Consider the following 26,378-nt stretch of genomic DNA (forward strand, 5'->3'; position numbering starts at 1 on the left):
CCTCGCCTTCTTCGTCTCCCTCGCACTGACCGGCTGTCCGTCCCCACCGGAAACACCCGCCGCCGCTCGCGGTACCGATTCAAACAGGAGTTCTTTTCGCTATGGCCACCTTCCTTTACAAAGTGGGCCGATTCGCCTTCAGGCGACGAGGCCTGGTGACGCTGCTGTGGCTCGCCGTCGTCGTCGGGGCCGGTTTCGCGGCCTCCGTCGCTCCGCCGCCGCCCACCGATACGTTCTCGATGCCGGGTACGGAGTCGCAGAAGGCCTTCGACCTGCTGAAGGAGAAGTTCCCGGCCATGAGCGTGGACGGCGCGACCGCCCGCGTGGTGGTCCGTGCCCCCGCCGGCGAGAAGCTCACCGATCCGGCCCAGAAGGCCAAGGTCGAGAGCCTGGTCGGCGCGCTCGCCAAGGCGCCCGACGTCGTCGCCGCCTCCGACCCCTTCAAGACCAACACCGTCAGCCAGGACGGCACCACGGCCTACGCCGTGGCCACCTACAGCGTCACGGCCCTCAAGGTGAGCGACGAGGCGCACGACGGCCTCGACAAGGCACTCGACGACTCCCGGGCCACCGGCCTGACGGTCGAGGCCGGCGGTGACGCCGTCAAGGTGGACGGAGCCCCGGGCGGTGGTGCGGAAGGCATCGGCATCCTGGTCTCGGCGATCGTCCTGGTCCTCACCTTCGGCTCGATGATCGCGGCGGGCATGCCCCTGCTCACGGCCATCTTCGGCGTGGCCATCGGCGGCGCGGCCATCACCGCGCTCGGTACCACCTTCGGTCTCTCCAGCACCACGTCCACCCTCGCGCTGATGATCGGCCTCGCGGTCGGCATCGACTACGCCCTGTTCATCGTCTCCCGCTACCGCTCCGAGATGGCCGAGGGCCGCGAGCGCCAGGACGCCGCGGGACGGGCCGTCGGCACGGCCGGCTCGGCCGTCGTCTTCGCCGGTCTCACCGTCATCGTGGCCCTCGCCGGTCTCAGCGTGGTGAACATCCCGATGCTCACCAAGATGGGCCTCGCAGCCGCCGGCACGGTCGCCGTCGCCGTACTGATCGCCATCACCTTCGTCCCGGCGCTCCTCGGCTTCGCGCCGATCAAGGTCATGCCCCGCAAGGAGCGCAAGAAGTACTACGGCAAGCCGCTCTCCGAGCGTCAGCAGCGCAAGGCCGACAAGCGGGCCGCCCACCAGAAGCCGAACCTGGGCACCCGCTGGGCGCGGTTCGTCGTACGCCGTCCCCTGGTCGTCCTCCTCTTCGGCGTCGTGGGCCTCGGTGCCATCGCGGTACCCGCCGCCAGCCTCCAGCTCGGCCTGCCGGGCGAGGGCACCATGGCGCCGGACACCACCCAGCGCAAGGCGTACGACATGCTGTCCGAGTCCTTCGGGGCCGGCTTCAACGGACCGCTGACGGTCACCGTCCAGGCCAAGGACGCGGCGACCGCCGCCGCAGGCGTGGGCAAGGAGCTCGGCACCGTCGAGGGCGTCGCCACGGTGACCCCCGCGACACCCAACGACAAGGGCGACACCGCGGTCCTCACCGTCATCCCGAAGACCGGTCCCACCGAGACCGAGACCGAGGAACTGGTCGCGCACATCCGGGAGATCGCCGGAACCCTCGGGGCGGCCAACGGTGGCGCCGAGATCCTGGTGACCGGTCAGACCGCCCTGTTCATCGACTTCTCGCAGACCCTCGACGACGCGATGCTGCCCTACCTGGGCCTGGTCGTCGGCCTCGCCTTCCTGCTGCTGGTGCTCGTCTTCCGGTCGCTGCTCGTCCCGCTCAAGGCGGCCCTCGGCTTCCTGCTCTCCGTGAGCGCGGCCCTCGGCGCGGTCGTGGCCGTCTTCCAGTGGGGCTGGCTCGGTGACTTCTTCGGAGTCGAGCAGCCCGGCCCGATCATGAGCACCCTGCCGATCTTCATGATCGGTGTGGTCTTCGGTCTCGCGATGGACTACGAGGTCTTCCTCGTGACCCGGATGCGGGAGGCCTACGTCCACGGGGCGCAGCCCTCCGAAGCCGTGGTCACCGGATTCCGCTACGGCGGACGGGTGGTCGGCGCCGCCGCGATCATCATGGTCAGCGTCTTCTCCGGCTTCATCATGGAGGACAACGTCTTCGTCAAGATGGTCGGCTTCAGCCTCGCCATCGCCGTCCTCTTCGACGCCTTCGTCGTCCGCATGGCCCTCGTGCCCGCCCTGTTCGCCCTGCTCGGCAGGTCGGCCTGGTGGCTGCCCCGCTGGCTCGACCGGCTGCTGCCGAACATGGACGTCGAGGGGGAGAAGCTGAACCACGTGCTCGGCGCCCCGATCCCGTCCCAGCAGCGCCGGGAGCAGGAGGTCCACATCTCCGGCTGATGACCGTCCGACCCGAATCCCGTACGCCGACGGCCCCCAGAGCCGCCGGCGTACGGGCGTTCGCGCCTCCGCCGGCCCCGGCCGGGCGGCCTACGCCGTCGGGAGGGCCCCCCCGGCCGTCGTCCCGGCCGAAGTGGCCGAAGTAGACCTTGCCCACGCCGCCCTCGCCGAGCACGCCGCGGACGCGGTACGGGCCGAGCCGGATGGGGTCACCGGCGCCGAGGGTCAGCGGAAGTCGACGGGCAGGCCGTTCGGTTCCTTGATGCGCTTCATGATGATCTGCGAGTTGACCTCGGTGATGCCGGAGAGGGCCGTCAGCTTCTCGATCCACAGCCGCTCGTACGCGCGCAGGTCCGCGACGGCGATGCGCAGCAGGCAGCCGGGGCTGCCGAAGAGGCGGTAGGCCTCGATGACGTCGGGAATGTCCTGGAGGGCGGCCTCGAAGGCCTCGACCGCTTCGCGGTCGCGGCGCACCTCGATCGAGACGAGCACCTCGAAGCCCCGGCCCACCGCCTCGGGGGAGATCACGGCGCGGTAGCCCTGGATCACCCCGTCCTGTTCCAGCTGGCGCACCCGGCGCATACAGGGGGAGGGGGTCAGTCCCACGCGCTGGGCGAGCTCCTGGTTGCTGAGGCGACCGTCGGCCTGGAGCTCGCGCAAGATATCCCTGTCAATGGCGTCCATGACGCAATTATCACCCACGCTGTGTGACAGGTCGGGCGGAAGACGCAATCACATTGCGAGTAGATCGCTCTATCATTGCTGCTTTGAGCACATATGTGCGAGTGACCATGAGTGAGTACGAGAAGGGCGGCCACGGCCAATGGGACGGATCGTCGTCATCAGCACCGGCGGAACGATAGCCAGCCGCTGGCAGGGCTCCGGCTTCGCCGCGGACGCCGACGGGAGCGAGGTCATCGCGACCGCGCCGCTGCCCGAGGGCGTCACGGTCGAGGTCGTGGACCTGTTCAGCGTGAACAGCCCCCGGCTCACCACCGCCCACCAGCTCACGCTGCTGCGCACCGTGCACGAGGTGCTCGCCGACCCCGACGTGGACGGCATCGTCGTCACGCACGGCACCGACACCCTGGAGGAGTCGGCGTTCCTCGTCGACCTCCACCACCACGACCCGCGCCCCGTCGTGTTCACCGGATCGCAGCGGCCCATGGGCACCGCCGACGGGGACGGGCCGGGCAACCTCTACGACGCCCTGCTCACCGCCGCGAACACCCGCGGCCTCGGCGTGCTGATCGCCTTCGCCGGGCGGGTCCACGCCGCGCGGGGCACCGTGAAGACCCAGGCCGTGGAGCTGGACGCGTTCGCGGACCCCTCGAAGGAACTGCTCGGGAAGATCGGCTTCGGCAAGGTCACCATCCTGCGCACCCCGCAGCGCCCGGCCCCGCTCCCGCTGCCCGCGATGCCGGAACTGCCGCCGCGCGTGGACGTCGTGGTCCACCACGCCGACGGCGACCCGCTCCTGCTGAACGCCGCCGTCGAGGCGGGCGCGCGCGGCATCGTCCTCGTCGGCACCGGTGCGGGCAACGCCACCCCGGAGATCGTGACCGCGGTCGAGGCCGCCGTCGCGCGCGGGGTGCTGGTCGCGCTGAGCACGCGGGTCATGGCCGGGCCGGTCACCGAGATCTACACGCACGGCGGCGCGGTGGACCTGGTGGCCGCGGGAGCCGTCCCGACGGGCACCCTCCGAGCCGGCCAGGCCCGCATCGCGGTCCTCTCCGCCCTCCTCGCCACCGACAACCCGGTGGAACAGACCCGCATCCTCCGCCTCGCCCTCAACGCGGCAAGCCCGATCCTGGCCGAGGTCTAACCCCGCCCCCGCCTGCCGGTGGCCGCCTGCGGCTGCGTTTCCCGGGGCTCCGCCCCAGACCCCGCGCCTCAAACGCCGGCGAGGCTGAAATTGCGCTCCGGCCAAATCCAGCCCCGCCGGCGTTTGAGGCGCGGGGGTTCGGGGGCAGCGCCCCCGCAACGGCGCCGCACGCCCGCACGGTCAGGCCCGGCCGAACGCCGCCAGGATCTGGTCCGCCGCAGACGTGGCCGTGACCGTGCCCGCGCGGACCGAGGCTTCCAGGGCCGGGGAGACATCCCGTACGGCGGGATCCGCCCGCAACCGCTCCAGCAACTCCTCGCGCACCATCGACCACGTCCACTCCACCTGCTGCGCAGCCCGCTTCGCCGCCAGCCGGCCCCCCGCGTCCAGCAGGGTCCGGTGCTGTTCGAGGCGGTTCCACACCTCGTCCAGCCCGGCCGACTCCCGCGCACTGCACGTCAGGACCGGCGGCGTCCAGGCCGCGTCCACCGGGTGCATCAGCCGCAGCGCGCCCGACAATTCCCGCGCCGCCGCCTTCGCGTCGCGCTCGTGCGGGCCGTCCGCCTTGTTGACCGCCAGTACGTCGGCCAGTTCCAGGACGCCCTTCTTGATGCCCTGCAACTGGTCGCCCGTACGGGCCAGGGAGAGCAGCAGGAAGGAGTCGACCATGCCCGCCACCGTGGTCTCCGACTGGCCCACGCCGACCGTCTCGACGAGGACCACGTCGTAGCCCGCCGCCTCCATCACGATCATCGACTCGCGGGTGGCCTTGGCGACCCCGCCCAGCGTTCCCGCCGAGGGCGACGGCCGTACGAACGCCGCCGGGTCCACCGCCAGCCGCTCCATCCGGGTCTTGTCGCCCAGGATGGAGCCGCCCGTACGCGTGGACGACGGGTCCACCGCGAGGACCGCGACCCGGTGGCCCAGGCCCGTCAGCATGGTGCCGAACGCGTCGATGAAGGTGGACTTGCCCACCCCCGGGACACCGCTGATGCCGATCCGGCGGGCCCGGCCCGCGTGCGGCAGCAGCTCCGTCAACAGCCCCTGCGCGAGCACCCGGTGAGCGGGGAGGGTGGACTCGACGAGGGTGATCGCGCGGGCGATGAACGCGCGCTTCCCGTCGAGCACCCCCTTCGCATAGGCCTCGATGTCGATCTTCGGCACCGGCGGCCGCCTACAGCTCGTGGCCCAGGTCCGCGGCCAGCCGCGTCACCAGGTCGTGGGCCGCGTCCGGGATCACCGTGCCGGGCGGGAACACGGCCGTCGCGCCCATCTCCAGCAGCGTCGGGACATCCGCCGGCGGGATCACCCCACCCACGACGATCATGATGTCCTCGCGGCCCTCCTCCGCCAACTGCTCGCGCAGCGCCGGTACGAGGGTCAGGTGGCCGGCCGCCAGCGACGAGACGCCCACCACGTGGACGTCCGCCTCGACGGCCTGGCGGGCCACCTCCGCCGGGGTCTGGAACAGCGGGCCGACGTCCACGTCGAAGCCCAGGTCGGCGAAGGCGGACGCGATCACCTTCTGGCCGCGGTCGTGCCCGTCCTGGCCCATCTTGCAGACCAGGATGCGCGGACGGCGGCCCTCCGCCTCCTCGAACCGGTCGATGAGCGCACGGGTGCGCTCCAGGGACGGGGACTCGCCTGCCTCGGTGCGGTACACACCCGAGATCGTACGGATCTGGCTCGCGTGCCGCCCGTACACCTTCTCCAGTGCGTCCGAGATCTCACCCACCGTGGCCTTGGCGCGCGCCGCGTTCACGGCGAGGGCCAGCAGGTTCCCGTCCCCGCGCTCGGCCGCGTTGGTCAGCGCCCGCAGGGTGTCCTGGGTGACCGCCTCGTCGCGCTCCTCGCGCAGCCGCCGCAGCTTGGCGATCTGCTGGGTGCGCACGGAGGAGTTGTCGACCTTCAGGACGTCGATCGCCTCGTCGTTCTCCACGCGGTACTTGTTCACGCCGATCACCGGCTGCCGCCCGGAGTCGATGCGCGCCTGCGTGCGCGCCGCGGCCTCCTCCACGCGCAGCTTCGGGATGCCCGCGTCGATGGCCTGCGCCATGCCGCCGGCCGCCTCGACCTCCTCGATGTGCTGCCACGCCCGCCGCGCCAGGTCGTACGTCAGCTTCTCGACGTACGCGCTGCCGCCCCACGGGTCGATGGACCGGCAGGTCCCCGACTCCTGCTGGAGCAGCAGCTGGGTGTTGCGGGCGATGCGCGCCGAGAAGTCCGTCGGCAGCGCGAGCGCCTCGTCGAGGGCGTTGGTGTGCAGCGACTGGGTGTGTCCCTGGGTCGCGGCCATCGCCTCGACGCAGGTGCGCGTCACGTTGTTGAAGACGTCCTGCGCGGTCAGTGACCAGCCCGAGGTCTGCGAATGCGTGCGCAGCGACAGGGACTTGGCGTTCTGCGGATCGAACTGCTTGACCAGGCGCGCCCACAGCAGACGGGCCGCGCGCAGCTTCGCGACCTCCATGAAGAAGTTCATGCCGATCGCCCAGAAGAACGACAGGCGCGGTGCGAACGCGTCCACGTCCAGGCCGACCGCCTGACCCGCCCGCAGGTACTCCACGCCGTCGGCGAGGGTGTACGCCAGCTCCAGGTCGGCCGTGGCCCCGGCCTCCTGGATGTGGTAGCCGGAGATGGAGATCGAGTTGTACCGCGGCATCTTCTGCGAGGTGAAGGAGAAGATGTCGGAGATGATCCGCATCGAGGGCTTGGGCGGATAGATGTAGGTGTTGCGGACCATGAACTCCTTGAGGATGTCGTTCTGGATGGTCCCGGCGAGCTTGTCGGGGGAGACGCCCTGCTCCTCCGCCGCCACGATGTAGAGGGCGAGGACGGGCAGCACCGCGCCGTTCATCGTCATCGACACCGACATCTTGTCCAGCGGGATCCCGTCGAACAGCTGCCGCATGTCGTAGATCGAGTCGATCGCCACGCCCGCCATGCCGACGTCACCCGTCACGCGCGGGTGGTCGCTGTCGTAGCCGCGGTGCGTCGGCAGGTCGAAGGCCACCGACAGGCCCTTCTGACCGGACGCCAGGTTGCGCCGGTAGAAGGCGTTCGACTCCTCGGCCGTGGAGAAGCCGGCGTACTGCCGGATCGTCCAGGGCTGGTTCACGTACATCGTCGGGTACGGGCCGCGCAGGTACGGGGCCACGCCCGGGTACGTCTGCAGGAAGTCCAGGCCCTCCAGGTCCCGTCCGGTGTACAGCGGCTTGACCCCGATGCCCTCGGGGGTCTCCCACAGCAGGTCGGCGGCCGCGGTGCCGGTGGACTCCTTCACCGAGGCGCGCCACTGCTCCTCGCAGACCCGGGCGGCGGGGGAGCCGAGCGCCAGCTCGGAGAAATCGGGGATGCTCAAGACGGCACTCCCATTCGGTCGAGTACGGAGGACAGCACGGCGACGGCGTCACAGCCGGCGAAGACGTACTCGTCCACGGAAGCCCCTGCGGTGCCCGGCCGGCCGGCGAGGAAGACGGTCGTGGCGCCCGCCGCACGCAGGGCCCCGGCCACTGCCGCGGCCTGCTCCTCGTACAGCGCGTCGCTGGAGCAGATCACGGCCATGCCGTCGGCGCCGCTCGCGGCGTAGGCCTCGGCGGCCGTCGCCGGGTCCACCGACACCGGGTCGTGCACGGGTGTGATGCCGCCCGCCTGGAACAGGTTCGAGGCGAAGGTGGCGCGCGCGGTGTGCGCGGCCGCCGGGCCCAGCGCGGCGAGGAAGATCGTCGGCCGGGCGCCGGTGGCCGCCAGGTGCGCGTCGCTGCGGGCGCGCAGGGCCTCGTAGGCCTCGTCGCGCCGCACGCGCGGCAGTCCGCCGGTGGGTCCGGCGGGAGCGGGGTCGCGGACGACAGGCTTCTCCGACAGCAGCGGGAACTCGCTGACGCCGGTGATCGGTTCGCGGCGCTTGGCCAGCTTCTTGGAGCGCTCGGCCCAGGTGGCGGCGAGCCGCTCGGCGACCAGCCCGGAGCGCAGGGCGGCGGCCTGGCCGCCGGCCTTCTCCACGGTCCGGAAGAACTCCCAGGCCGCGTGCGCCAGTTCGTCGGTGAGTCGCTCCACGTAGTACGAGCCGCCGGCCGGGTCGATGACCCGGGCCAGGTGTGACTCCTCCAGCAGGATGGTGGAGGTGTTGCGGGCGATCCGGCGCGCGAAGGCGTCCGGCAGGCCCAGCTCGTGGTCGAAGGGGAGCACGGTGACCGAGTCCGCGCCGCCCACGCCCGCGGCCATGCAGGCCACGGTGGTGCGCAGCATGTTCACCCAGGGGTCGCGGCGGGTCATCATCACCGGCGAGGTCACCGCGTGCTGGAGCTGGGCACCCGCCTCCGGGGCCCCCGAGGCCTCGGCGATACGGGCCCACAGCCGGCGCGCGGCGCGCAGCTTGGCGATGGTGAGGAACTGGTCCGCGGTGGCGGCGTAGCGGAACTCCAGCTGCCCGAGGGCGGCTTCGGTGCTCAGTCCGGCCTCGGTGAGGGTGCGGAGGTAGGCGACGCCCGTGGCCAGGGACAGGCCCAGCTCCTCGGCGGCGCTGCCGCCGGCCTCGTGGTACGGCAGGGCGTCCACGGTCAGGGCGCGCACCCCGGGCCAGCCGGCGGCGGCCTCCCGGGCCAGCTCCACGGCGGCGGCAGGGTCCAGTGCCTCCCCGGTCCGGGCCTCGTGGCCCAGCGGGTCGGCGCCGAGCGAGGCCCGCGCGACCTCGGGGGCCACCGCGCTCTCGGTGAACAGGCGCAGCAACGCGCGGGCGGCTTCGGCGTATTGGGCTCCCGCGTCGAGGGAGACCGGGGCGAGGTCCAGGTAGACCCCCTCCAGCGCCCGCGCGAGGCCGTCGACCGGGAGGCCGCTCCGGCCCACGGTGAACCAGAGGGAGGTGACCCCGTTCTCCAGGTCGGCGAGGGCCGCTTCGTTCACGCGCGCCGGATCGGTGCCCGCGATGCGCTGGCGCACGTCCCAGCCGTTCGCGGTGGTGCCCTCCGGCTTGCCTCCGCGTACGAAGGGGGCGAAGCCGGGCAAACCGATGTCGGGAGCCGTCCCGTCGGGCGGCGCGGTGTAGAGCGGGCGGGTGGTGAGCCCGTCCTCGAGAGGGGTGGACAACGCATCTTCTGCGGCCTCGCCGGAGGCTTCCTTGCCCGACTTGCGCAGTACGCCTTGTACAAGGCGCTGCCACTGCTCATGCGTCGCGTCAGGGAACTCGGCGGCCAGGGAGAGCCCGTCGTCAGGCAGGACCGTCATGGCTCGAATGCTAGGGGCGGGCGCTTAAGGCGCACCATACCGTCCGGTGTGATCTCGCCCTCTCGTGAGATCCGACATGGATCTTGACTGCCCGGCTGAGCAGCACCGTTGCCGCCGCCCCGGAGGGTCCGGCCGGACCCGCGCGCGTTACCACGATCCGTCGGAGATCTCCACGGACGGGCGAGCGCTCCTTCGCGGCGGCCCCGCTCCCCCGTGGAGTTCTCCCGTGCGGGACGCCCGCCCGCGCGCCCACGCCGCGACCGCCCGATTGAAGACTTCCGACAGAAGCGCCGGTCCCGGGCGTGTCTGCGGTGGTCCGTTGCGCCCGGGCGGTACGGGTGGGGGTGGGCGTGCCGGTGGCGCGCGTGGTGCGAGGGTGCGAGTGGCGGGAGCCGGTTGTGGCGATGGTCGGACTGTTCTGGGTCACTCCGGACGCGGTGTACGTGGGGTCGCCGCCGAACGCCGTGGGGGGCTGCGTGCGGCTGACGGGCGCCGGGCCGGAAGCGGTGGACCCCGACGGCTCCCGTGCGTGGACGTGGGAAGGACTGCGTTCCGCGGTCGTCGAGGACGTGCCCGTCGAGAGCCCGTCCGGCCGCGCCTCGAAGTTCCTCGGAGCGGTGGTCTCGGCCGCGGTGGGCGCCTTCACCGGCGAGGGGCCGCCCGAGATGACCCTGCGGCTGGAGACGGAGAACGGGCCGGAACAGGTGACGGTGTACGCCGCGGTCGCGGGCTACGGAGCCGGGGAGACGGCCCTCTCCCAGGAGCTGCTCGCCCGTTTCGTCGCGGGAACCGCGGACCCGCGCACCCTTGAGGCCTGGGGCCGCGACCACGCCCCAGAGGGCACCCCCAAGCCGCCCGAGCGGGAGGCGCTCCTGCGCGCCTGGGCCCGGGCCTGAACGAGCCCGGATGATCGGTCCTGGTGGGTCCTGGTGGTCAGTCCTCCAGGCTGACGGGCATCAGCAGCGAGAAGGTGTCCTCGGTGTCGGTCCGGCGGATCACCAGGGGCGCGGTGGGGGCGCCGATCTCCAGGACCAGCTGGTCGCGGGCTCCGGCGGCGGCGAGGGCGTCCAGCAGGAACTCACGGTTGACGGCGACGCGCTCCGGGTCGTCGTCGCCGTCCTCGCATACGGTCACCCCGCCGCCGGCCGTCACCTTGAGCACGCTGAGGTCACAGGCGCCACCCTCCGGCGCGGGCGCCTCACTCGCACGGACGGGGCCGGTCTCCACCGCCTTCCGGAAGGCCGCGACGTCGACGAGGGCCCGGCGCCCCGCCGGCAGCCGGACGAGGCGACGGTAGTCGGGGAACCCGTGATCGACGCACCGGCCGGCCGTCTGACGGTCCGCCGCCTCCAAGGTCACGCGGTCCCCGTCCACGGCCAGCCGGACCGGGGCGTCGCCGGTCAGCAGCGCCCGCATCGCGTCGGCGAGCGGGGACGGCACGACGGCCTGCACGCGGGGCCCGCCGTAGCCGGTGGTGGCGGCCCGCGCGACCGCCATCCGGTACCGGTCGGTGGCCACGACGCGGAGGGCGTCGCCCTCGATGTCGAACAGGACGCCGCCGAGCATCGGCAGGTCCGGATCGGTGCCGGCGGCGAAGCGGACGGCGTCCAGCGCGGCGGCCAGCGCGGGGGCGGAAACGGCCGGCTGGGGGGCGCCGGTGGCGGCCGGGGAGGCGGTGCGGGGCACGGTCATCGGGTCTTTCTCCCTGCGGTCGAGGAGGGCTCGGACGGTGGAGAACGCGCCGCGGGCATCGGACAGGCCCCGTTCGAGACGGCGCAGATGCGCCTCCAGCAGCTTTCGCACCAGGCCGGTGTCCGCGCCGGACCAGCCGGCCAGCACCAGCCGGATGTCCGCCAACGGCATGCCGGCCCGCCGCAGCCGGGCCAGCAGGCCGGCCTCTTCGAGCTGTTCGGGTCCGTACCAGCGGTAGCCGCTGACCGGATCCACCCAGGCCGGGACCAGCACGCCGGCCCCGTCGTAGAACCGCAGGGCGCTGACACTCAGTCCGCTGTCCCGGGCCATCTCGCCAATGCTGCGCATCTCGCTCTCCACACCCAGAACTCTGCGCCCTCCACCAGGTCGAGGGTCAACCGTGGCGGCGGCGTTGCGGGGTCGTGAAATCCGGCCATGGATTTTCGGCCGCCGACGGCCGTGCGGATGATCTGCCGGCCCGGCGGAACACGCAGGTCACAGCAGCTGTACGGAGTCAGGTGAGGGGTTCGTTCCGGCCACCCCGGGGAGCCGTGGGAGGGGGTTGACCGGCGGCGGGGGCGCTGACAGTCTCCGAGGCATGTCCGCGACCGAACCTCTCGCCACGCGGCTCCACACCCCCGGCCTCTGTACCGAGCCGGGCGAGTGTCCGGGCCGCTGTCCGGCCCCCACGGCCTGACCCCCGCCCGCACGCCCACCCGGACCCCACCCCGGGCCGCGCCATCCCCCCGGGGGCCGGCCGCCGGGCCGCGCCCTCCCGGACCGCCCCAACGGACGGCTCCTGCGGCCGCGGGCCGGCTCCGGGACGCGCTCTCCCCGGGCCGGCGCCCACCAGGACCCGCCTTCCCCAGTCGACGCGCCACCGGACCGGTGCCCGAGGCGGTCCCCGACCCGGCGTCGCCCCTGACCGGGGCGCCCGGCCGGGGCGGCGCCCGTCACCGCTGACCCACCGGGGACGTCCCCCGGGACGGTCCCCAACGGCTGCCCCACCGGACCCACCGAGACGTCTCCGCACCGGAGCCGTCCACCCGGGACGGCCCCCAACCAGGGGAACCCGTCCCGGTACGACCGCTCACCGGCCCGGCGCCCCCAGGCGCGATCCCGCGGACGGAGCCCAACCAGGGCCACCGCTCCGGCAGGACCGCCCGGGCACGGCACGGCACCTACGGCGAGTACCCCCGGGAACCACCGGGGCGCCCTCGCACCGGAGTTGTCCCACGCGAACGGCACCCCACCCGGGGCCACCGCTCCGGCAGGGCCCGCTCCGGCGTGGTGGCCACGGCGGGCGCCCCACCGGAACCCACCGGTGGCGGCCTCGCGCCCGGGGTGTTCCGGGGGCGGTCCCCGACCAGGGGTGCCGTTCCCGCGGGGGTGCCCCGGCGAGGCCCCAGGGGTGCTCTCGCACCGGGGTGGCTCGCCGCGGTGCGCCCGCGGCGGGCGTCCGGTGGGGCGGCTCGCGACGGCTCTCCCCACCGGAGGTCTTCGGCCGGGACGGCCGGGGCCCTGCCGTCGGAGGGCGCGGCGGCGGGGTGGCCGGGCTCCCGAGGGGCCTCCGCGCCCTCGGGGGCCGCTGCCGCAGCCGTACCGCCCGCACCACGTCACGTCACGTCACGTCAGTCCGTTTCCGCCGCCGCGGCGACCAGCCAGCCCGCGGCCAGTCCTCAGCAGGGAGCTCCCATGGCCACCACCCTTCCCGCCCCCACCGTCACCGTCACCAAGACCGGCGGCCGCATCGGCGCCGAGATCGGCGGCGTACGGCTCGGCGGCGACCTGCCCGACGGCACCGTCGCCGAGATCCGCGCCGCCCTCCTCGCGCACAAGGTCGTCTTCTTCCGTGGCCAGGCCCACCTCGACGAGGCCTCCCACGAGGCCTTCGCCGAGCTGCTCGGCGCACCCGTCGCGCACCCCACCGTCCCCTCCGCGGACGGCCGTTACGCCCTCGGCATCGACTCCCACCACGGCGCCCGCGCCAACCAGTGGCACACCGACGTCACCTTCGTCCCCGCCTACCCCGCCTTCTCCGTCCTGCGCGCCGTCACCATCCCCCCGTACGGCGGCGACACCCTCTGGGCCAACACCGCCACCGCCTACGCCCACCTCCCCGAGCCGCTCCGCGCCCTCGCCGACAGCCTGCGCGCCGTCCACTCCAACGAGTACGACTACGCCGCCCTCAAGCCCGACGCCCTCCCCGAGGCCCTGGCCCAGTACCGCGAGGTGTTCACCTCCACCACGTTCCTCACCGAGCACCCGGTGGTCCGCGTCCACCCCGAGACCGGCGAACGCACCCTGCTGCTCGGCAACTTCGTCCAGCGGATCAAGGGCCTCACCGGCCGCGACTCCCGCGTCCTCCAGGACCTCTTCCAGTCGCACATCGAGAGCCCCGAGAACACCGTCCGCTGGCAGTGGCAGGCCGGCGACGTCGCGATCTGGGACAACCGCGCCACCCAGCACTACGGCGTGGACGACTCCGACGACCACGAGCGCACGCTGCGCCGCGTCACCGTCGACGGCGACGTCCCGGTCGGTCCCGACGGCGAGTCCTCCCGCCTGATCAGCCCGGAGACCGTCCCGGACCCCGCCTTCGGCATCCCGTCCGGCGCCTCGACCACCGCCTGACCGCCCCGCCTCCCCTTCGCCTGACCGCCCCCGCCTCCGCCCGATCGACCCCGTTCCGCCCCGCCCCGTTCCGCACCGCCCCGCCCCGCCCGCCCCGACCGCTCCCGTACGTCACCCAAGGAGCCCCCGTGCCCCACCTGCTCGCCATCACTGGCAGCCCCTCCGCCCACTCCCGTACCGCCGTCGTCGCCGACCACGTGCTGCGCCGCCTGTCCCACTCCGGCTTCGGGACCGCGCACCTGGCCGTGCGCGAGCTCCCCGCCGCCGACCTGCTGGCCGCCCGCCGCGGCGAGCCCGAGATCCGCCGGGCGCTCGAAGCCGTGGCCGAGGCGGACGGCCTGGTCATCGCGACCCCGGTCTACAAGGCCTCGTACACCGGCCTGCTCAAGGCCTTCCTCGACCTGCTCCCGCAGGACGGCCTCGCCGGCAAAACGATTCTCCCGCTGGCCACCGGCGGCAGCCTCGCCCACGTCCTGACCATCGATTACGCCCTGCGCCCGGTGCTCGCCGCCCTCGGCGCCCGGCACGTCACCGCCGGCCGGTTCGTCCTCGACTCCTCCGTCGAGCGCGGCGCCGGCCCCGACCGGCTGCGGCCCGAGGCCGAGCTCGACCTCTTCCAGGCGGTCGACGAGTTCGCCGAGGCCCTGCGCACCGCGCCCGCCGCCGCCCTCACCACCGCCCCGTAACACGACGCCACCACGCAACCGCACCGACAAGGACGCCGCCATGCCCGCAGGATTCACCTCGACCCGCACCTCCCGACGCCAGTTCCTGACCCTGCTCGGCATCTCGGCGGCCGCGGTGAGCTGCGGCACGGCCACCGCCACGGGCGGCGGATCCGGCTCGCAGGTCAAGACCCTGAAGTACCAGGGCTCGGTCGGTGCGGTCACGCTCCCCGAACTCGCCGCCGACCTCGGCTACTTCGAGGACGTCAGGCTCGAATGGGTCGGCAACACCATCAGCGGCCCGCAGGACATCCAGTCCGCCGCCACCGGGCAGACCCACTTCGGCAGCGCCTTCAACGGCGCGGTCATCAAGCTCGCCGCCGGCAAGGCGCCGATCAAGGCGGTCATCTCCTCCTACGGCTCGGACCAGTACTCCTACGCCGGCTACTTCGTCCTGGAGGACAGCCCGATCCGCTCCGCCCGGGACCTGATCGGCAGATCGGTCGGCATGAACACCCTGGGCGCCCACTACCAGGCGCTGCTCGACACCTACCTCAGCCGCAACGGCCTGTCCAAGGCGGACGCGGCCAAGGTCGAGGCCCTGGTGATACCGCCCGTCAACACCGAACAGGCGCTGCGCGCCCAGCAGATCGAGGTCGGGGTGCTCACCGGCATCCTGCGCGACAAGGCCGTCGCCGCGGGCGGCATCCGCCCGCTGTTCACCGACGTGGAACTGCTCGGCCCGTTCAGCGCGGGCACCTACATCATGACCGAGCGCTTCATCAAGCAGAACCCGGACACCGTACGGACCTTCGTGACGGGCGTGGCCAAGGCCATCGAGTGGTCCCGCACCACCCCGCGCGAGGAGGCCGTCGCCCGGATGACCGAGATCGTCAGGAAGCGCGGCCGCAACGAGGACACCACCGCCCTGCAGTACTGGCGCTCGTACGGGATCGCCGAGACGGGCGGCCGGATACCCGACCAGGAGTTCCAGCTCTGGCTCGACTGGCTCGGTGAGCGGGGCGACATCAAGCAGGGGCAGTTCAAGCCGTCCGACCTCTACACCAACGAGTTCAACGCATACGGAAAGGGGTGACGGCCGTGACGGCCACCATGACGAAGATCGTGTTCGAGGGAGTGCGCAAGACCTTCGGGGACTTCACCGCCCTCGACGGCATCGACCTGGAGATCCGCAGCGGGGAGTTCCTCGTGGTCGTCGGCCCCAGCGGCTGCGGCAAGTCCACGCTCCTCGACCTCCTCGGCGGCCTGGCGGCCCCGACGGCCGGGCGGATCCTGCTCGACGGGAAGCCGGTCACCGGGCCGGGCCTGGACCGGGGCATCGTCTTCCAGCAGTACGCGCTGCTGCCGTGGCGCACCGCCCAGGGCAACGTCGAGTTCGGCCTGGAGGCCACCGGTGTGCCGCGCCGCCAACGCGCCGCCCGGGCCAAGGAGTTCCTGGACCTCGTCGGACTGACCGGCTTCGAGGACCGGCACCCGCACCAGCTCTCCGGAGGCATGCGCCAGCGCGTCGCCATCGCCCGCGCACTGGCGTACGACCCGGACGTGCTGCTGATGGACGAGCCGTTCGCCGCGCTCGACGCGCAGACCCGCGAGTCCCTCCAGGACGAGCTGCGCCGCATCTGGCGAAGCACCGGCAAGACCGTCGTCTTCATCACGCACGGCATCGAGGAGGCCGTCTACCTCGGGCAGCGGGTGGCCGTCATGACCTCCCGGCCCGGCCGGGTCAAGGAGGTCGTCCCGGTCTCCTTCGGCGACCGCGACGGACTGCTGGGGGAGGCCCTGCGGTCCAGCCCGGAGTTCGCCCGCTACCGGCACGAGATCTGGAACCTCCTCCACGACGAGGTGGCCCGAGCCCAGCAACTGGAGAAGGAGGCGGCAGCCGCATGAGCACCGGAACCGACACCACCGCCCCGGCGGCCTCGGCCCCCACCACCCCGGCCGAGTCCGTCCCCACCCCCGCCCCGGCCCCCGCCGAGTCCGCCCCGAGCGGGGGCCTCGCTCCCGGCCCGGCCGAGTCCGTCCCGCCGACGGGGCCCGCCGCGGCCACTTCCGGGACCGCCCCTGCCGGATCCCCGTTCCTCAAGACGCCCGCCCCGGTGGACCCCGCCAAGGTCCCGGCCCCGGCCCCCGCCGAGTCCGCCCCGAGCGGGGGCCTCGCTCCCGGCCCGGCCGAGTCCGTCCCGCCGACGGGGCCCGCCGCGGCCGCCTCCGGGACCGCCCCTGCCGGTGTCCCGGTCCTCAAGACCCCGGCCCCGGCCGGCCTGGCCCCGGCGGCCGACACCGACGCCTCCCCCGGGCCGGGCCGGGCACCCGCCGCGCCCGCAGCCCCGGCCCCCGTCCGGACGAGGACCGCCGCACTGGTCGTCGTACGCGCCCTGAAGGCCGTCGTCCTCCGGACCGCCGCGATCCTCGCCCTGGTCGCCCTCTGGGAGTTCGCCCCCCGCGCCGGCCTGGTAGACGCCACCTTCCTGCCGCCCGTCAGCGAGGTGGCCGTCGCCTGGTGGGAGCTGGCCGGCGACGGCCAGCTCGCCGACCACACCCAGGCCAGCCTGCTCCGCTCCTTCGGCGGCTTCGGCATCGCCGTGGCCGTCGCCGTCCCGCTCGGCCTGCTCATCGGCTGGTACCGGCCGCTCGCCGACTTCCTCGGCCCCCTGCTGGAGGTCTTCCGCAACACCGCGGCCCTCGCGCTGCTCCCGGTGTTCGTCCTGCTCCTCGGCATCGGCGAGACCTCGAAGGTGTCGATCGTCGTCTACGCCTGCCTCTGGCCCGTCCTGCTCAACACCATCAGCGCCGTCCGCAACGCCGACCCCACCCTGATCCGGCTCGCCCGGTCGATGGACCTCTCCACGCCCCGCCTGTTCCAGAAGGTGATCCTGCCGGCCTCCGTACCGGCCATCTTCACCGGGATCCGGCTGGCCGGCGCCGTCTCCATCCTCGTGCTGGTGGCCGCCGAGATGATCGGCGCCAAGGCCGGCCTCGGCTATCTGATCAACGCCTCGCAGTTCAACTTCGCCATCCCGCAGATGTACGCGGGCATCGTCACCATCTCCGCCATCGGCGTGGCCTTCAACCAGCTGCTGGTGACGATCGAACGCCGCCTCAGCACCTGGCGCGTCCCGGCCTGACGGCCCGTGCCCGGGTTCCGACACCCGACGGCCCCACCCCCGCTTCGCGCCACCTGACACACAAGGAACAGTCATGACCACCGCCCCCCGGACCCTCCACCTCAACGCCTTCCTCATGAACGCCGGGCACCACGACGCCGCCTGGCGCCACCCCGACAGCACCCCCGAACGGGTCACCGACCTGCGGTACTTCCAGGAACTGGCCCGCACCGCCGAGCGCGGACGGCTCGACTCCATCTTCTTCGCCGACGGGCTCGCCCTCTGGGGCAAGGCCCGCTACAACGCCCTCGGCGGCTTCGAGCCGCTCACCCTGCTGTCCGCCATCGCCGCCGTCACCGAGCACATCGGGCTGATCGCGACCGTCTCCACCACCTTCAACGAGCCCTTCAACACCGCCCGGAAGTTCGCCTCCCTCGACCACATCAGCGGTGGCCGCGCCGGCTGGAACATCGTCACCTCCGGCACCGTCGACGAGGCCCGCAACTTCAACCGCGACGAGCACCTGGCGCACCACCTCCGCTACGACCGCGCCCGCGAGTTCCTCGACGTCGCCACCAAGCTCTGGGACAGCTGGGAGGACGACGCGATCGTCCTCGACAAGGAGGGCGGCATCTACGCCGACACCGACAAGCTCCACCCCGCCGCCCACCGCGGCGAGTACTTCGGTGTCGCCGGACCGCTCAACGTCCCGCGCTCGCCCCAGGGCCACCCGCTCCTCGTGCAGGCCGGCTCCTCCGAGGACGGCAAGGAGTTCGCCGCCCAGTACGCCGAGGCCGTCTTCACCGCCCAGCAGACGCTCGCCGACGGCCAGACCTTCTACAAGGACCTCAAGTCCCGCCTCGCCAAGTACGGCCGTACCGAGGGCGACCTGCTCGTCCTGCCCGGCATCGCCCCGGTCATCGGCTCCACCGAGGCCGAGGCCAAGGCCCTGGAGCAGCAGCTCACCGACCTCCAGGTGCCGGAGTACGGTCTCGCCCAGCTCTCCGGCATGCTCAACGTGGACCTGACCGGCCTGCCGCTCGACGGCCCGCTGCCCGACCTGCCCGAGGAGCGGGACGTCAACGGCAACAAGAGCCGCTTCACCCTCGTCGCCGAGCTCGCCCGCCGCGACGGCCTCTCCCTGCGCGAGCTGATCGCCCGCCTCGGCGCCGGCCGCGGCCACCGCACCTTCGCGGGCACCCCCGAGCAGATCGCCGACCAGCTGGAGGAGTGGTTCACTCAGGGCGCCGCCGACGGCTTCAACATCATGGCGCCCGTCCTGCCCACGGGTCTGACCGGCTTCGTCGACCACGTCGTGCCGATCCTGCAGCGGCGCGGCCTGTTCCGCACCGAGTACACCGGCCGCACCCTCCGCGAGAACTACGGCCTGGCCCGGCCGGCCAACCGCCACACCAGGGGGAGCGCATGACCGATCACGTCACCGACGTCCTCGTCGTCGGCGGCGGACCGGCCGCCACCTGGGCCGCCCTCAAGGCGGCCCGGGCCGGGGCCCGGGCCGTCCCCGGGGACAAGGGCCGCACGCCCGGGGCGCTCAGGGCGATCGGGCCGCCGCTGGGAGGAGACCTGCGGCCGATCACGTCCTGAGGTCGGGGGGCGGGGCCGGGCCCCGGCCCTGCCGGTCCTCGCGTCAGACCGTCAGGACGATCTTGCCGCGCGTGCGGCCCGCGGCGCTCAGCTCCCAGGCCTTGGCCGCCTCGGCGAGCGGCAGCGCGTGCTCCACGTTGACGGTGAGGCTGCCCGCGTCGGCCAGTTCCGCGAGGAAGGTCAGATCGGCCGTGTCGGGGCGCACCCACAGCTGGTGGGCGCCCTTGGCGGCCGCCTCGTAGTCGGCGATGGAGACGACCCGGCCGGGCTCCTTGACCAGGGACTGCAGCGTCTCCACGACGTCGTCCCCGTAGAAGTCCAGGGCCGCGTCGACGCCTTCGGGCGCCAGCTCGCGGATCCGGTCCGCCAGGCCCTCCCCGTACAGCACCGGTTCGGCGCCGAGCCCGCGCAGGTAGTCGTGGTTGTGCGCGCCGGCGGTGCCGATGACCCGAAGGCCGAGCGCGACGGCGATCTGCACGCCGAAGGAGCCCGTGCCGCCCGCCGCGGAGTGGATGACGACGGTCTCGCCGGCCTTGACGCCCACGCGGGTGAGGGACTGGTAGGCGGTGAGGCCGGCCAGCGGGAGGCCCGCGGCCTGCTCGAAGCTCAGCGCGCGGGGCTTTCGGGCGAGGGTGCGGACGGGGGCGGAGACCAGTTCGGCGTAGGTGCCGAGCTCCACCCACTCCTTGCGGACGTAGCCGTACACCTCGTCGCCCACGGCGTGGTCGAAGGTGTCCGGGCCGACCTCCTCGACGATCCCGGCGACGTCCCAGCCGGGTATGACGGGGTAGCGGACTTCGAGGATCGGGTCGAGGTATCCGGCGGCGAGCTTCCAGTCCACCGGATTGACCCCGGCGGCCTTGACGCGGACGAGGACCTCGCCCGGTCCCACCTTCGGCTTCGGTACGTCAACGAGCGTGAGGTCCTGGGCAGTTCCGTATGCGCTGTACGTGATGGCCTTCATGATCGTTCCCAACAGGGTCCTGCCGGGCCCTATTCCCTCACGCGGGCAGGGTGTTGCGGTGCGAGCTCCGGCGGGCCGCGGCGAAGAGCGCCTGGATCTGCGTACCGGACTGCTCGACGTCGTCGAGGGGGGAGGGGAAGGGCAGCGTCACGTCCCGGTGGCCGCGCCGCTCCTCCAGCCGCAGCGTGATCCCGTACCGGTCCACGGCGACCGGGAGCGCGCGCACGACGGCGGAGGTGGGCAGCGGACGGACCAGGCGCAGCAGCAGGGTGACGAGGTCGTGGTGGTCGTCGAGGAGGTGCGTGAGCATGCCGGCCTCGTACGGGGCGAGCGGGTCGGGGTGGGCCGCCTCCAGCTCTTCCAGGCCGGCGTACGCAATGCCGTGCTCGGTTTCCAGGACGGCCTGGCCGAACTCCACGCAGGTGGAGCCGGCGGCCCCGTCCGAGTACGGGGTGAGCAGGCGGCCCCGCACGGTGACGCGGGCGCGCACCCGGTCGCGTACGGGGGTGGGGGCGATGTCGGTGAATTCCAGCCGGATCGTGGGCCGGTACTCGTCGTCGCCGCCCGGTTCGGCGGGGTGCAGGTGCAACCGGCCCATCGGGTCGCCGCCGTCGAGGTGGCGGACCTCGGTGCGCCGTTCGCCGGTGATCAGGGTCATGGAGTGGGCGGCGGCCAGGATCGACCGGATTCGCTCGGCGTCGGTGGGCCGGGCGGCCGGGGTGGCGGGGGCACCGGACATGCGCATGCGGATCTCTCCATCGTCCGAGTAAGTTAGGTATGCCTAACCTAACTCATCCTGGGCTCCGGGGGTACTCGGCGTGGTTCGTGTCGCTGTTGGGCTGAACGGGTGAAACGCGAGAGGATGGGGGGATGCACAAGAAGCGCGCGGCCGAGGCGGCCCGGTGAGCAGGTACGACGTCACCGACGAACAGTGGGAGGGGCTCGCGCAGGTGGTCCCCCTGCGCAGTCGCAACGAATGGCCCTCCCGGGTGGACCACCGCACGATTCCCAAGGCGCCCGGAGCGTCGGTGGCGGAGCAGCGGCGCTTCGTGGTGATCAGAGTTCAGATCTTCGCGGACGCGCGGGAGGTGGCGGAGTACCTGATCGCGCAGATCCCGGTGCTGCTCGACCTCACCGGCGCGGACAGCGAAGTGGCCAAGCGGATCCTGGACTTCAGCAGCGGCGTGGTCTTCGGACTGGGCAGCGGGATGCACCGGGTGGACCGGAACGTCTTCCTGCTGGCGCCGGTGGGGACCGAGGTCGAGGGCATCGCGGCCGCGGCCGTCCCCCGATCGTAGGAAGGTCCCCGCGAGGGAACGGTTCGCCGGGGCCACGGAGGGCCCGGCGGCCCGTACCGTCCCGCGCATGGACGCCACCTTGGACGCGGCGGTGGGCCCCGCCCCCGCCGCACTCGCCCCCGACGCCGCCCCCGACGCCGCCCCCGCCGCCGACCCCGACGCCGCGTTAGCCGAGGCCGCTCCGGCCCACGGCGCGTCGGCCGACACCCCCACCGTCCCCGCACAGGCCGCGCCGACGCGCGCCGGCCGCGCCGCCCGTGCGCGGGCCGGTGCCGCCCCGGCGACCGGGGCCCGGGCCCGGTCTGCCGCTTTCGCGGCACCGGCCGCCTCCGCGGGTGGGGGGCCCGTCTCCTCCGCACCGGCCGGACCGGCCGATGGCGCGGCCGTGCCGACGTACCCCGAGCCCGACGGCTCCGGACCCCCCGCCGGGCCCGCGCAGCGGTATCCGCGGCCCGTCGTCACCGAACTGCGGCTCTCCGCCTTCGGGCCGCACCGGACGGCGGCCTTCCCGCTCGGACCCGTCACCCTCTTCGCCGGGCCGAGCGGCAGCGGCAAGTCCCAGGCCCTGGCCGCCTACGAGGCCCTGGCGGGGCTGGGTTCCGGCGCCACGCTGGAGGAGGCCTTCCCGGACCCGCGCGCCCGCATCCCCGACCTGGCCGTCCCCGACGCCCAGCGGCGGCGCGGATTCCGCCTCGGCTGCACGGTCGACGGCCCGGCCGGCCCGGTCCGGCTCGACCTGGCCGTCCAGGCCGAGCCCACGCTGCGGATCGTCGGCGAACGGCTGTCGCAGGACGGGCAGATCCTGCTCGCCACCGCCCTGCGCGACCCCGGCCGGCGCTCCGTGCAGGCCGCCTGGCTGACCGGCGGCGCCATCGGCGTCACCCGGGCCCCGCTGCCCGACGACCGGCTCGGCACCGCACTCCTCCCGCTGCGCGTCGCCGGCTCCACGGCCGGCCAGCGACAGGTCCTCGCCGCCGCCGAACAGGTCGTCGTCGCCTTGCGCTCGGTGTTCCCCTGCGACCCCAGTCCGGACCGGATGCGCGCCGCCGTCCCGCCCGGGGAGGGCCGGCTGCTCGGCGACTGCGCCAACCTGGCCGACGTACTGCGCCGGACCCGCCACGAATGCGGCACCCGCCACGCGCTGCTGGCCGGGGCGGCCCGCACCGGCTGCGCCGGGCCCGTCGCCGGCCTCGGCGTACGGGCCCCCGCGGGCGGCGGAGCGGTCACGGCCGTACTGGACCGCGGGCCCGCCCGGCCCGCCACGGAACTGGCCCGCCTCGGCGCGGGCGAACTGCGCTTCCTCGCACTGGCACTGGTCCTGCTGACCGGGCCGGGAGTGCTGGCCATGGACCCGGCCGCCGAACTGCTCTCCGCGCAGCAGGCCCTGACCGTGCTGGCCGACGGCTTCGACCGCGGCCTGGACCGGCGCCAGAGCGCCGAGCTGCTGCGGCTGGCCCTGCTGTCCGGGGCGCGCGGCCACATCCGGCTGGTGGCGGCCGTGGGGGAGGACACCGCGGCTGCCGCCCGCCTCCTCCCGGGCGTCGCGATGGTAGACCTGACGGCATGAACGAGACCCAGGGGCCGCGCCCCGAGCCGCGCCCCGGACCGCGTCCCGAGCAGCGCCCCGACGAACGGCTGGACCGACTGCAGCGCCGGCTCGCGGAGTTCGCGGCCGCGCGCGGCTGGGAGCCGTACCACACGCCCAAGAACCTGGCCGTCGCGCTGAGCGTGGAGGCGGCCGAACTGGTCGAGATCTTCCAGTGGCTGACGCCGGAACAGTCGGCGAAGGTCATGGAGAAGCCGGAAACCGCCCACCGCGTGGCCGATGAGGTGGCCGACGTGCTCGCGTATCTGCTGCAGTTCTGTGAGGTTCTCGGGGTGGATGTGCTGGATGCGCTCGCCGCGAAGATCGAGAGGAACGAACTCCGCTTCCCTGTGGCCGATACACCGACACCGAATCGTCACTCTTCGGAGTGATGGACTCATCCACAATCACGTTTGTGTCCACATTTTCCGAATACCCCTGGCTTTACTGGCTCGTTGCCCTCACTCTGGGTAGTGGTGAGGACGGCGGGATGTCGTGCGGACGGGGGACGGCATATGGATGCGGTACGGCTCATCGCGGCCGGCCGGCACGCGCTGGCACAGAGTGGGGCTGCGTGGGACATCGTGGGCGAGGCCTGGCAGGCCCAGGCGCTCGCGCAGGGGATCGGGAGCCATCTGGCGGTCACCGGGCCGCCGGAGCTGAGATCGGAGGCACGGGGACTGGGGGAAGCGGGAGGCAGAGGATGCGGGGTGCTCGACAGAGCCGCCCTGCGCGGCGAGGGCAGTGCGCCCGAGTATCCGCCGCGGGCGGCGCAGCTGAGCAAGGTCTCGGATGTCCGCCAGGCGCTGCTCGGGCTTCAGGCGCTGCTGGGCGAAGTGGGGATAGCCCTGGTCGGGGTGGCCTGCGGGACGGACGAGGAGACCCTGTACTGGCAGTGCATAGAGTCGATCGACGCGGCTGACGAGTCGAGCGACAGGGTACGGGCGATCCTGCGCCGCATGGTGGTCCGCGAGCGGGGATCCGCCTCGGGCGTGGCCTGAGCGGACGCCTTCGGCGGCGGCGGGTGCGGCGAGTGGGGTCCCGCCGTGCGCGGCGGGACCCGCACGGTCAGGACGACCGGTAGGACGGGCGCTCGCCCTCGGCGGTGCGGTCCGTGGAGGACTGGAGATCGGCGTCGAGCTGGGAGAGGTCGGCGTTCAGCGCCGCCATCAGCTCTTCCATCTGCTGGAGCAGCCCCTTCGGCGCGCCGCCGCCCTGGGCGGGTACCACGGGCTCCTGCGGTGCGTACTCGTGTGCTGCCTGTCCGGCCGGTCCGTTCGGTCCGGTCTGTCGGGGGGTCTCCGGCACGGCCTCGTGGGACATGGCGGCCTCCTCGGCCCTGGCCCTTCCAAGGCGGAAGGGGGCGGTGGACGCGCCGGGGGGAGTCCGCCGGCGCGCGGGCCGGGCGGTCCGGCTCCGTCCGAGGAAACGATCCCCATCCGGGCTGGTCACTGGCGGCGTCCCGGGTGGACCGTCCGGTTGACGCAGATTCACCCTGCCGGGGTGGGAAGGGCAGGATGGGTACATGGATCTGCGCATTTTCACCGAGCCGCAGCAGGGTGCGAGCTACGACACCCTCCTGACCGTCGCCAAGGCCACCGAGGATCTGGGCTTCGACGCCTTCTTCCGTTCCGACCACTACCTGAAGATGGGATCCGCCGACGGCCTGCCCGGCCCCACCGACGCCTGGATCACCCTCGCCGGCCTGGCCCGCGAGACCAAGCGGATCAGGCTGGGCACGCTGATGACGGCCGGCACCTTCCGGCTGCCCGGCGTCCTCGCCATCCAGGTGGCGCAGGTGGACCAGATGTCCGGCGGCCGTGTCGAACTGGGCCTGGGCGCGGGCTGGTTCGAGGAGGAGCACAAGGCCTACGGGATCCCCTTCCCCGCGGACCGGATGTCCCGGCTGGAGGAACAGCTGGCCATCGTCACCGGCATGTGGGCCACCGAGCCCGGCGCCACCTTCGACTTCGCGGGCCGCCACTACCAGGTGGAGAACTCGCCCGCGCTCCCCAAGCCAGCCCAGGCCAAGGTCCCCGTCCTCATCGGCGGCCACGGCGCCAAGCGCACCCCGCGGCTCGCCGCGCGCTACGCGTCCGAGTTCAACATGCCGTTCGCTTCGGTCGCCGACAGCGAGCGGCAGTTCGGCCGCGTCCGGGAGGCGGCCGAGGAGGCCGGCCGCAAGCCCGACGACCTCGTCTACTCCAACGCCCTCGTCGTGTGCGTGGGCAGGGACGACGCGGAGGTGGCCCGCCGGGCCGCCGCCATCGGCCGGGACGTGGACGAGCTCAAGGCCAACGGCCTGGCCGGCTCCCCGGCCGAGGTCGTCGAGAAGGTCGGCGCCTACGGAGCCGCCGGCTCCTCCCGCGTCTATCTCCAGCTGCTCGACCTCGACGACCTGGACCACCTGGAGCTGATCTCCGCCCAGGTGCTCTCCCGGCTCGGTCAGTAGGAGGCGCCCCCGTGCCACGCGCGTCCGGCCCGCTCGCCGAGGCCCTCAGCCGCAGGACCGTGATCCTGGACGGCGGCCTGAGCAACCAGCTCGCCGACCAGGGCTGCGACCTGTCCGGCGGCCTCTGGACGGGCCGGGTGCTCGCCGAGCGGCCGGACCAGGTGGAGGCCGCCCACACGGCGTACGCGCGGGCCGGCGCCGAGGTGCTGATCACCGCCGGCTACCAGGTCGGCTACGAGGCCTTCGCCGCCCACGGGTACGACCGCGCCGCGACCACCGCCCTGCTGCACCGCGGCGTCGCCCTCGCCGTCCGCGCGGCCGAGGCCGCCGACCACGAGGTGTGGGTGGCCGCCTCGGTGGGCCCGTACGGGGCGGTGCTCGCGGACGGCTCCGAATACCGCGGCCGGTACGGCCTGAGCGTGCGCGAGCTCGCCGCCTTCCACCGCCCCCGCATCGAGGCCCTGCTCGACGCCGGCCCCGACGTCCTCGCCGTGGAGACCCTCCCCGACCCGGACGAGGCCGAGGCCGTGCTCACCGTCCTCGCGGAAACCGGTGCCCCGGCCTGGCTGAGCTACACCGTGGCCGGCGGCCGCACCCGCTCCGGCGCGCCCCTCCCCGCGGCCTTCGCCCTCGCCGCGGACGCCCCGGAGATCATCGCGCTCGGCGTCAACTGCTGTGACCCGGCCGAGGTCCTGCCCGCCCTCGACGCGGCCGCCGCCACCACCCGCAAGCCGCTCCTGGCCTACCCCAACGACGGCTCCGTCTGGGACGCCGCCACCCACACCTGGCACACCCCCGAGACCCCGGCCCCCTGGCCGACCCGCGCCTGGCAGCGCGCCGGCGCCCGCCTCATCGGCGGCTGCTGCCGCATCGGCCCCGCCGGGATCGCCGCCCTGGCCACCGCCGCGCACCCCCGGAAAACGAGAGGCGCTCAGGGACGGTGACCAGCAACAATCGGTCGT

Annotated in this window: 24 protein-coding genes; 16 read left to right on the plus strand and 8 right to left on the minus strand. The window is 73.4% G+C overall.

The window, feature by feature from the left end; translation table 11 throughout:
• Window positions 1–101: 101 nt before the first annotated feature.
• Window positions 102–2,351, plus strand: coding sequence for an MMPL family transporter (locus tag ACZ4VT_RS15440; protein WP_467949830.1), 2,250 nt, complete (start codon window positions 102–104; stop codon window positions 2,349–2,351).
• A gap of 225 nt (window positions 2,352–2,576) precedes the next feature.
• Here ACZ4VT_RS15440 and ACZ4VT_RS15445 read toward each other — a convergent pair whose 3' ends face one another.
• Entirely contained in the window at window positions 2,577–3,035 is a 459-nt protein-coding gene (locus ACZ4VT_RS15445; RefSeq protein WP_030722766.1) for an Lrp/AsnC family transcriptional regulator, read from the minus strand.
• Between the two features lie 139 nt (window positions 3,036–3,174).
• Between ACZ4VT_RS15445 and ACZ4VT_RS15450 the strand changes: the two genes are divergently transcribed.
• Window positions 3,175–4,176, plus strand: a complete 1,002-nt coding sequence (locus tag ACZ4VT_RS15450; RefSeq protein WP_467949833.1) for an asparaginase — start codon at window positions 3,175–3,177, stop codon at window positions 4,174–4,176.
• A 180-nt stretch (window positions 4,177–4,356) separates the two neighbouring features.
• Here the strand turns inward: ACZ4VT_RS15450 and meaB are convergent, their stop codons facing one another.
• From meaB to ACZ4VT_RS15465, 3 genes are read right to left on the minus strand one after another with little or no spacing between them, the layout of a single operon-like run.
• Entirely contained in the window at window positions 4,357–5,340 is a 984-nt protein-coding gene (gene meaB / locus ACZ4VT_RS15455; protein ID WP_467949836.1) for a methylmalonyl Co-A mutase-associated GTPase MeaB, read from the minus strand.
• 10 nt (window positions 5,341–5,350) lie between these two features.
• Window positions 5,351–7,534, minus strand: a complete 2,184-nt coding sequence (gene scpA / locus ACZ4VT_RS15460; RefSeq protein WP_467949838.1) for a methylmalonyl-CoA mutase — start codon at window positions 7,532–7,534, stop codon at window positions 5,351–5,353.
• Window positions 7,531–9,396 (minus strand): methylmalonyl-CoA mutase family protein, encoded by a 1,866-nt coding sequence (locus ACZ4VT_RS15465; protein ID WP_467949840.1) that lies wholly within the window; start codon window positions 9,394–9,396, stop codon window positions 7,531–7,533. The genes scpA and ACZ4VT_RS15465 overlap by 4 nt, the downstream gene beginning before the upstream one ends.
• A 398-nt stretch (window positions 9,397–9,794) precedes the next feature.
• Between ACZ4VT_RS15465 and ACZ4VT_RS15470 the strand changes: the two genes are divergently transcribed.
• Window positions 9,795–10,292: a hypothetical protein gene (locus ACZ4VT_RS15470; RefSeq protein WP_467949842.1), complete on the plus strand. Its 498-nt coding sequence runs from the start codon at window positions 9,795–9,797 to the stop codon at window positions 10,290–10,292.
• A 37-nt stretch (window positions 10,293–10,329) separates the two neighbouring features.
• Here ACZ4VT_RS15470 and ACZ4VT_RS15475 read toward each other — a convergent pair whose 3' ends face one another.
• On the minus strand, window positions 10,330–11,436 hold the full coding sequence (locus ACZ4VT_RS15475) for a DNA polymerase III subunit beta family protein (RefSeq protein WP_467949844.1): 1,107 nt from the start codon (window positions 11,434–11,436) through the stop codon (window positions 10,330–10,332).
• Window positions 11,437–12,783: 1,347 nt separating this feature from the next.
• Between ACZ4VT_RS15475 and ACZ4VT_RS15480 the strand changes: the two genes are divergently transcribed.
• The 7 genes from ACZ4VT_RS15480 to ACZ4VT_RS15510 all read left to right on the plus strand — a co-directional run bounded on the left by ACZ4VT_RS15480 (window position 12,784) and on the right by ACZ4VT_RS15510 (window position 19,117).
• Complete coding sequence (locus ACZ4VT_RS15480; RefSeq protein WP_467949846.1) at window positions 12,784–13,722, plus strand: TauD/TfdA dioxygenase family protein; 939 nt, start codon at window positions 12,784–12,786, stop codon at window positions 13,720–13,722.
• Between the two features lie 128 nt (window positions 13,723–13,850).
• Window positions 13,851–14,408 carry an NADPH-dependent FMN reductase gene (gene ssuE, locus ACZ4VT_RS15485; protein ID WP_467949848.1) on the plus strand — a complete coding sequence of 186 codons (558 nt, stop codon included), beginning with the start codon at window positions 13,851–13,853 and terminating at the stop codon, window positions 14,406–14,408.
• Window positions 14,409–14,448: 40 nt separating this feature from the next.
• On the plus strand, window positions 14,449–15,483 hold the full coding sequence (locus ACZ4VT_RS15490) for an ABC transporter substrate-binding protein (RefSeq protein ID WP_467949850.1): 1,035 nt from the start codon (window positions 14,449–14,451) through the stop codon (window positions 15,481–15,483).
• Window positions 15,484–15,500: 17 nt separating this feature from the next.
• Complete coding sequence (locus ACZ4VT_RS15495; protein WP_467950072.1) at window positions 15,501–16,295, plus strand: ABC transporter ATP-binding protein; 795 nt, start codon at window positions 15,501–15,503, stop codon at window positions 16,293–16,295.
• Window positions 16,292–17,533: an ABC transporter permease gene (locus ACZ4VT_RS15500; RefSeq protein WP_467949852.1), complete on the plus strand. Its 1,242-nt coding sequence runs from the start codon at window positions 16,292–16,294 to the stop codon at window positions 17,531–17,533. The genes ACZ4VT_RS15495 and ACZ4VT_RS15500 overlap by 4 nt, the downstream gene beginning before the upstream one ends.
• 73 nt (window positions 17,534–17,606) lie before the next feature.
• The gene (locus tag ACZ4VT_RS15505; protein WP_467949854.1) at window positions 17,607–18,941 is read left to right on the plus strand and encodes an LLM class flavin-dependent oxidoreductase; all 1,335 of its coding nucleotides are present in this window, start codon (window positions 17,607–17,609) and stop codon (window positions 18,939–18,941) included.
• Window positions 18,938–19,117, plus strand: a complete 180-nt coding sequence (locus ACZ4VT_RS15510; RefSeq protein ID WP_467949857.1) for a hypothetical protein — start codon at window positions 18,938–18,940, stop codon at window positions 19,115–19,117. Before ACZ4VT_RS15505 ends, ACZ4VT_RS15510 begins: the two co-directional genes overlap by 4 nt.
• Window positions 19,118–19,160: 43 nt before the next feature.
• Here ACZ4VT_RS15510 and ACZ4VT_RS15515 read toward each other — a convergent pair whose 3' ends face one another.
• Window positions 19,161–20,081, minus strand: a complete 921-nt coding sequence (locus tag ACZ4VT_RS15515) for an NADP-dependent oxidoreductase (RefSeq protein WP_467949859.1) — start codon at window positions 20,079–20,081, stop codon at window positions 19,161–19,163.
• 37 nt (window positions 20,082–20,118) lie between these two features.
• Window positions 20,119–20,826, minus strand: coding sequence for a DUF2470 domain-containing protein (locus tag ACZ4VT_RS15520; protein ID WP_467949861.1), 708 nt, complete (start codon window positions 20,824–20,826; stop codon window positions 20,119–20,121).
• A 157-nt stretch (window positions 20,827–20,983) separates the two neighbouring features.
• Here ACZ4VT_RS15520 and ACZ4VT_RS15525 point away from each other — a divergent pair, with 157 nt between their 5' ends.
• From ACZ4VT_RS15525 to ACZ4VT_RS15540, 4 genes are all read left to right on the plus strand, one after another.
• Window positions 20,984–21,379 (plus strand): cell division protein SepF, encoded by a 396-nt coding sequence (locus ACZ4VT_RS15525; protein WP_030721444.1) that lies wholly within the window; start codon window positions 20,984–20,986, stop codon window positions 21,377–21,379.
• A gap of 385 nt (window positions 21,380–21,764) precedes the next feature.
• Window positions 21,765–22,946, plus strand: a complete 1,182-nt coding sequence (locus tag ACZ4VT_RS15530; protein ID WP_467950073.1) for an AAA family ATPase — start codon at window positions 21,765–21,767, stop codon at window positions 22,944–22,946.
• Entirely contained in the window at window positions 22,943–23,356 is a 414-nt protein-coding gene (locus ACZ4VT_RS15535; RefSeq protein WP_467949863.1) for a nucleotide pyrophosphohydrolase, read from the plus strand. Before ACZ4VT_RS15530 ends, ACZ4VT_RS15535 begins: the two co-directional genes overlap by 4 nt.
• Window positions 23,357–23,479: 123 nt before the next feature.
• Window positions 23,480–23,965: a DUF6099 family protein gene (locus tag ACZ4VT_RS15540; RefSeq protein ID WP_467949865.1), complete on the plus strand. Its 486-nt coding sequence runs from the start codon at window positions 23,480–23,482 to the stop codon at window positions 23,963–23,965.
• Window positions 23,966–24,032: 67 nt separating this feature from the next.
• On the opposite strand, the gene ACZ4VT_RS15545 is transcribed toward ACZ4VT_RS15540, so the two are convergent.
• On the minus strand, window positions 24,033–24,287 hold the full coding sequence (locus ACZ4VT_RS15545; protein ID WP_362799813.1) for a hypothetical protein: 255 nt from the start codon (window positions 24,285–24,287) through the stop codon (window positions 24,033–24,035).
• Window positions 24,288–24,489: 202 nt separating this feature from the next.
• Here ACZ4VT_RS15545 and ACZ4VT_RS15550 point away from each other — a divergent pair, with 202 nt between their 5' ends.
• Window positions 24,490–25,416, plus strand: coding sequence for an LLM class F420-dependent oxidoreductase (locus tag ACZ4VT_RS15550; RefSeq protein ID WP_467949868.1), 927 nt, complete (start codon window positions 24,490–24,492; stop codon window positions 25,414–25,416).
• Between the two features lie 11 nt (window positions 25,417–25,427).
• Window positions 25,428–26,360 (plus strand): homocysteine S-methyltransferase, encoded by a 933-nt coding sequence (gene mmuM / locus ACZ4VT_RS15555; protein ID WP_467949870.1) that lies wholly within the window; start codon window positions 25,428–25,430, stop codon window positions 26,358–26,360.
• Window positions 26,361–26,378 lie beyond the last annotated feature (18 nt).

This window comes from Streptomyces sp. NPDC029164, assembly GCF_055563995.1.

Coding starts and splice junctions, on each gene's coding strand:
- ACZ4VT_RS15440 (WP_467949830.1), top strand. CDS start 102: ATGGCCACCTTCCTTTACAAAGTGGGCCGATTCGCCTTCAGGCGACGA.
- ACZ4VT_RS15445 (WP_030722766.1), bottom strand. CDS start 3,035: ATGGACGCCATTGACAGGGATATCTTGCGCGAGCTCCAGGCCGACGGT.
- ACZ4VT_RS15450 (WP_467949833.1), top strand. CDS start 3,175: ATGGGACGGATCGTCGTCATCAGCACCGGCGGAACGATAGCCAGCCGC.
- ACZ4VT_RS15465 (WP_467949840.1), bottom strand. CDS start 9,396: ATGACGGTCCTGCCTGACGACGGGCTCTCCCTGGCCGCCGAGTTCCCT.
- ACZ4VT_RS15475 (WP_467949844.1), bottom strand. CDS start 11,436: ATGCGCAGCATTGGCGAGATGGCCCGGGACAGCGGACTGAGTGTCAGC.
- ACZ4VT_RS15480 (WP_467949846.1), top strand. CDS start 12,784: ATGGCCACCACCCTTCCCGCCCCCACCGTCACCGTCACCAAGACCGGC.
- ACZ4VT_RS15490 (WP_467949850.1), top strand. CDS start 14,449: ATGCCCGCAGGATTCACCTCGACCCGCACCTCCCGACGCCAGTTCCTG.
- ACZ4VT_RS15495 (WP_467950072.1), top strand. CDS start 15,501: ATGACGAAGATCGTGTTCGAGGGAGTGCGCAAGACCTTCGGGGACTTC.
- ACZ4VT_RS15500 (WP_467949852.1), top strand. CDS start 16,292: ATGAGCACCGGAACCGACACCACCGCCCCGGCGGCCTCGGCCCCCACC.
- ACZ4VT_RS15505 (WP_467949854.1), top strand. CDS start 17,607: ATGACCACCGCCCCCCGGACCCTCCACCTCAACGCCTTCCTCATGAAC.
- ACZ4VT_RS15510 (WP_467949857.1), top strand. CDS start 18,938: ATGACCGATCACGTCACCGACGTCCTCGTCGTCGGCGGCGGACCGGCC.
- ACZ4VT_RS15515 (WP_467949859.1), bottom strand. CDS start 20,081: ATGAAGGCCATCACGTACAGCGCATACGGAACTGCCCAGGACCTCACG.
- ACZ4VT_RS15520 (WP_467949861.1), bottom strand. CDS start 20,826: ATGCGCATGTCCGGTGCCCCCGCCACCCCGGCCGCCCGGCCCACCGAC.
- ACZ4VT_RS15535 (WP_467949863.1), top strand. CDS start 22,943: ATGAACGAGACCCAGGGGCCGCGCCCCGAGCCGCGCCCCGGACCGCGT.
- ACZ4VT_RS15540 (WP_467949865.1), top strand. CDS start 23,480: ATGGATGCGGTACGGCTCATCGCGGCCGGCCGGCACGCGCTGGCACAG.
- ACZ4VT_RS15545 (WP_362799813.1), bottom strand. CDS start 24,287: ATGTCCCACGAGGCCGTGCCGGAGACCCCCCGACAGACCGGACCGAAC.
- ACZ4VT_RS15550 (WP_467949868.1), top strand. CDS start 24,490: ATGGATCTGCGCATTTTCACCGAGCCGCAGCAGGGTGCGAGCTACGAC.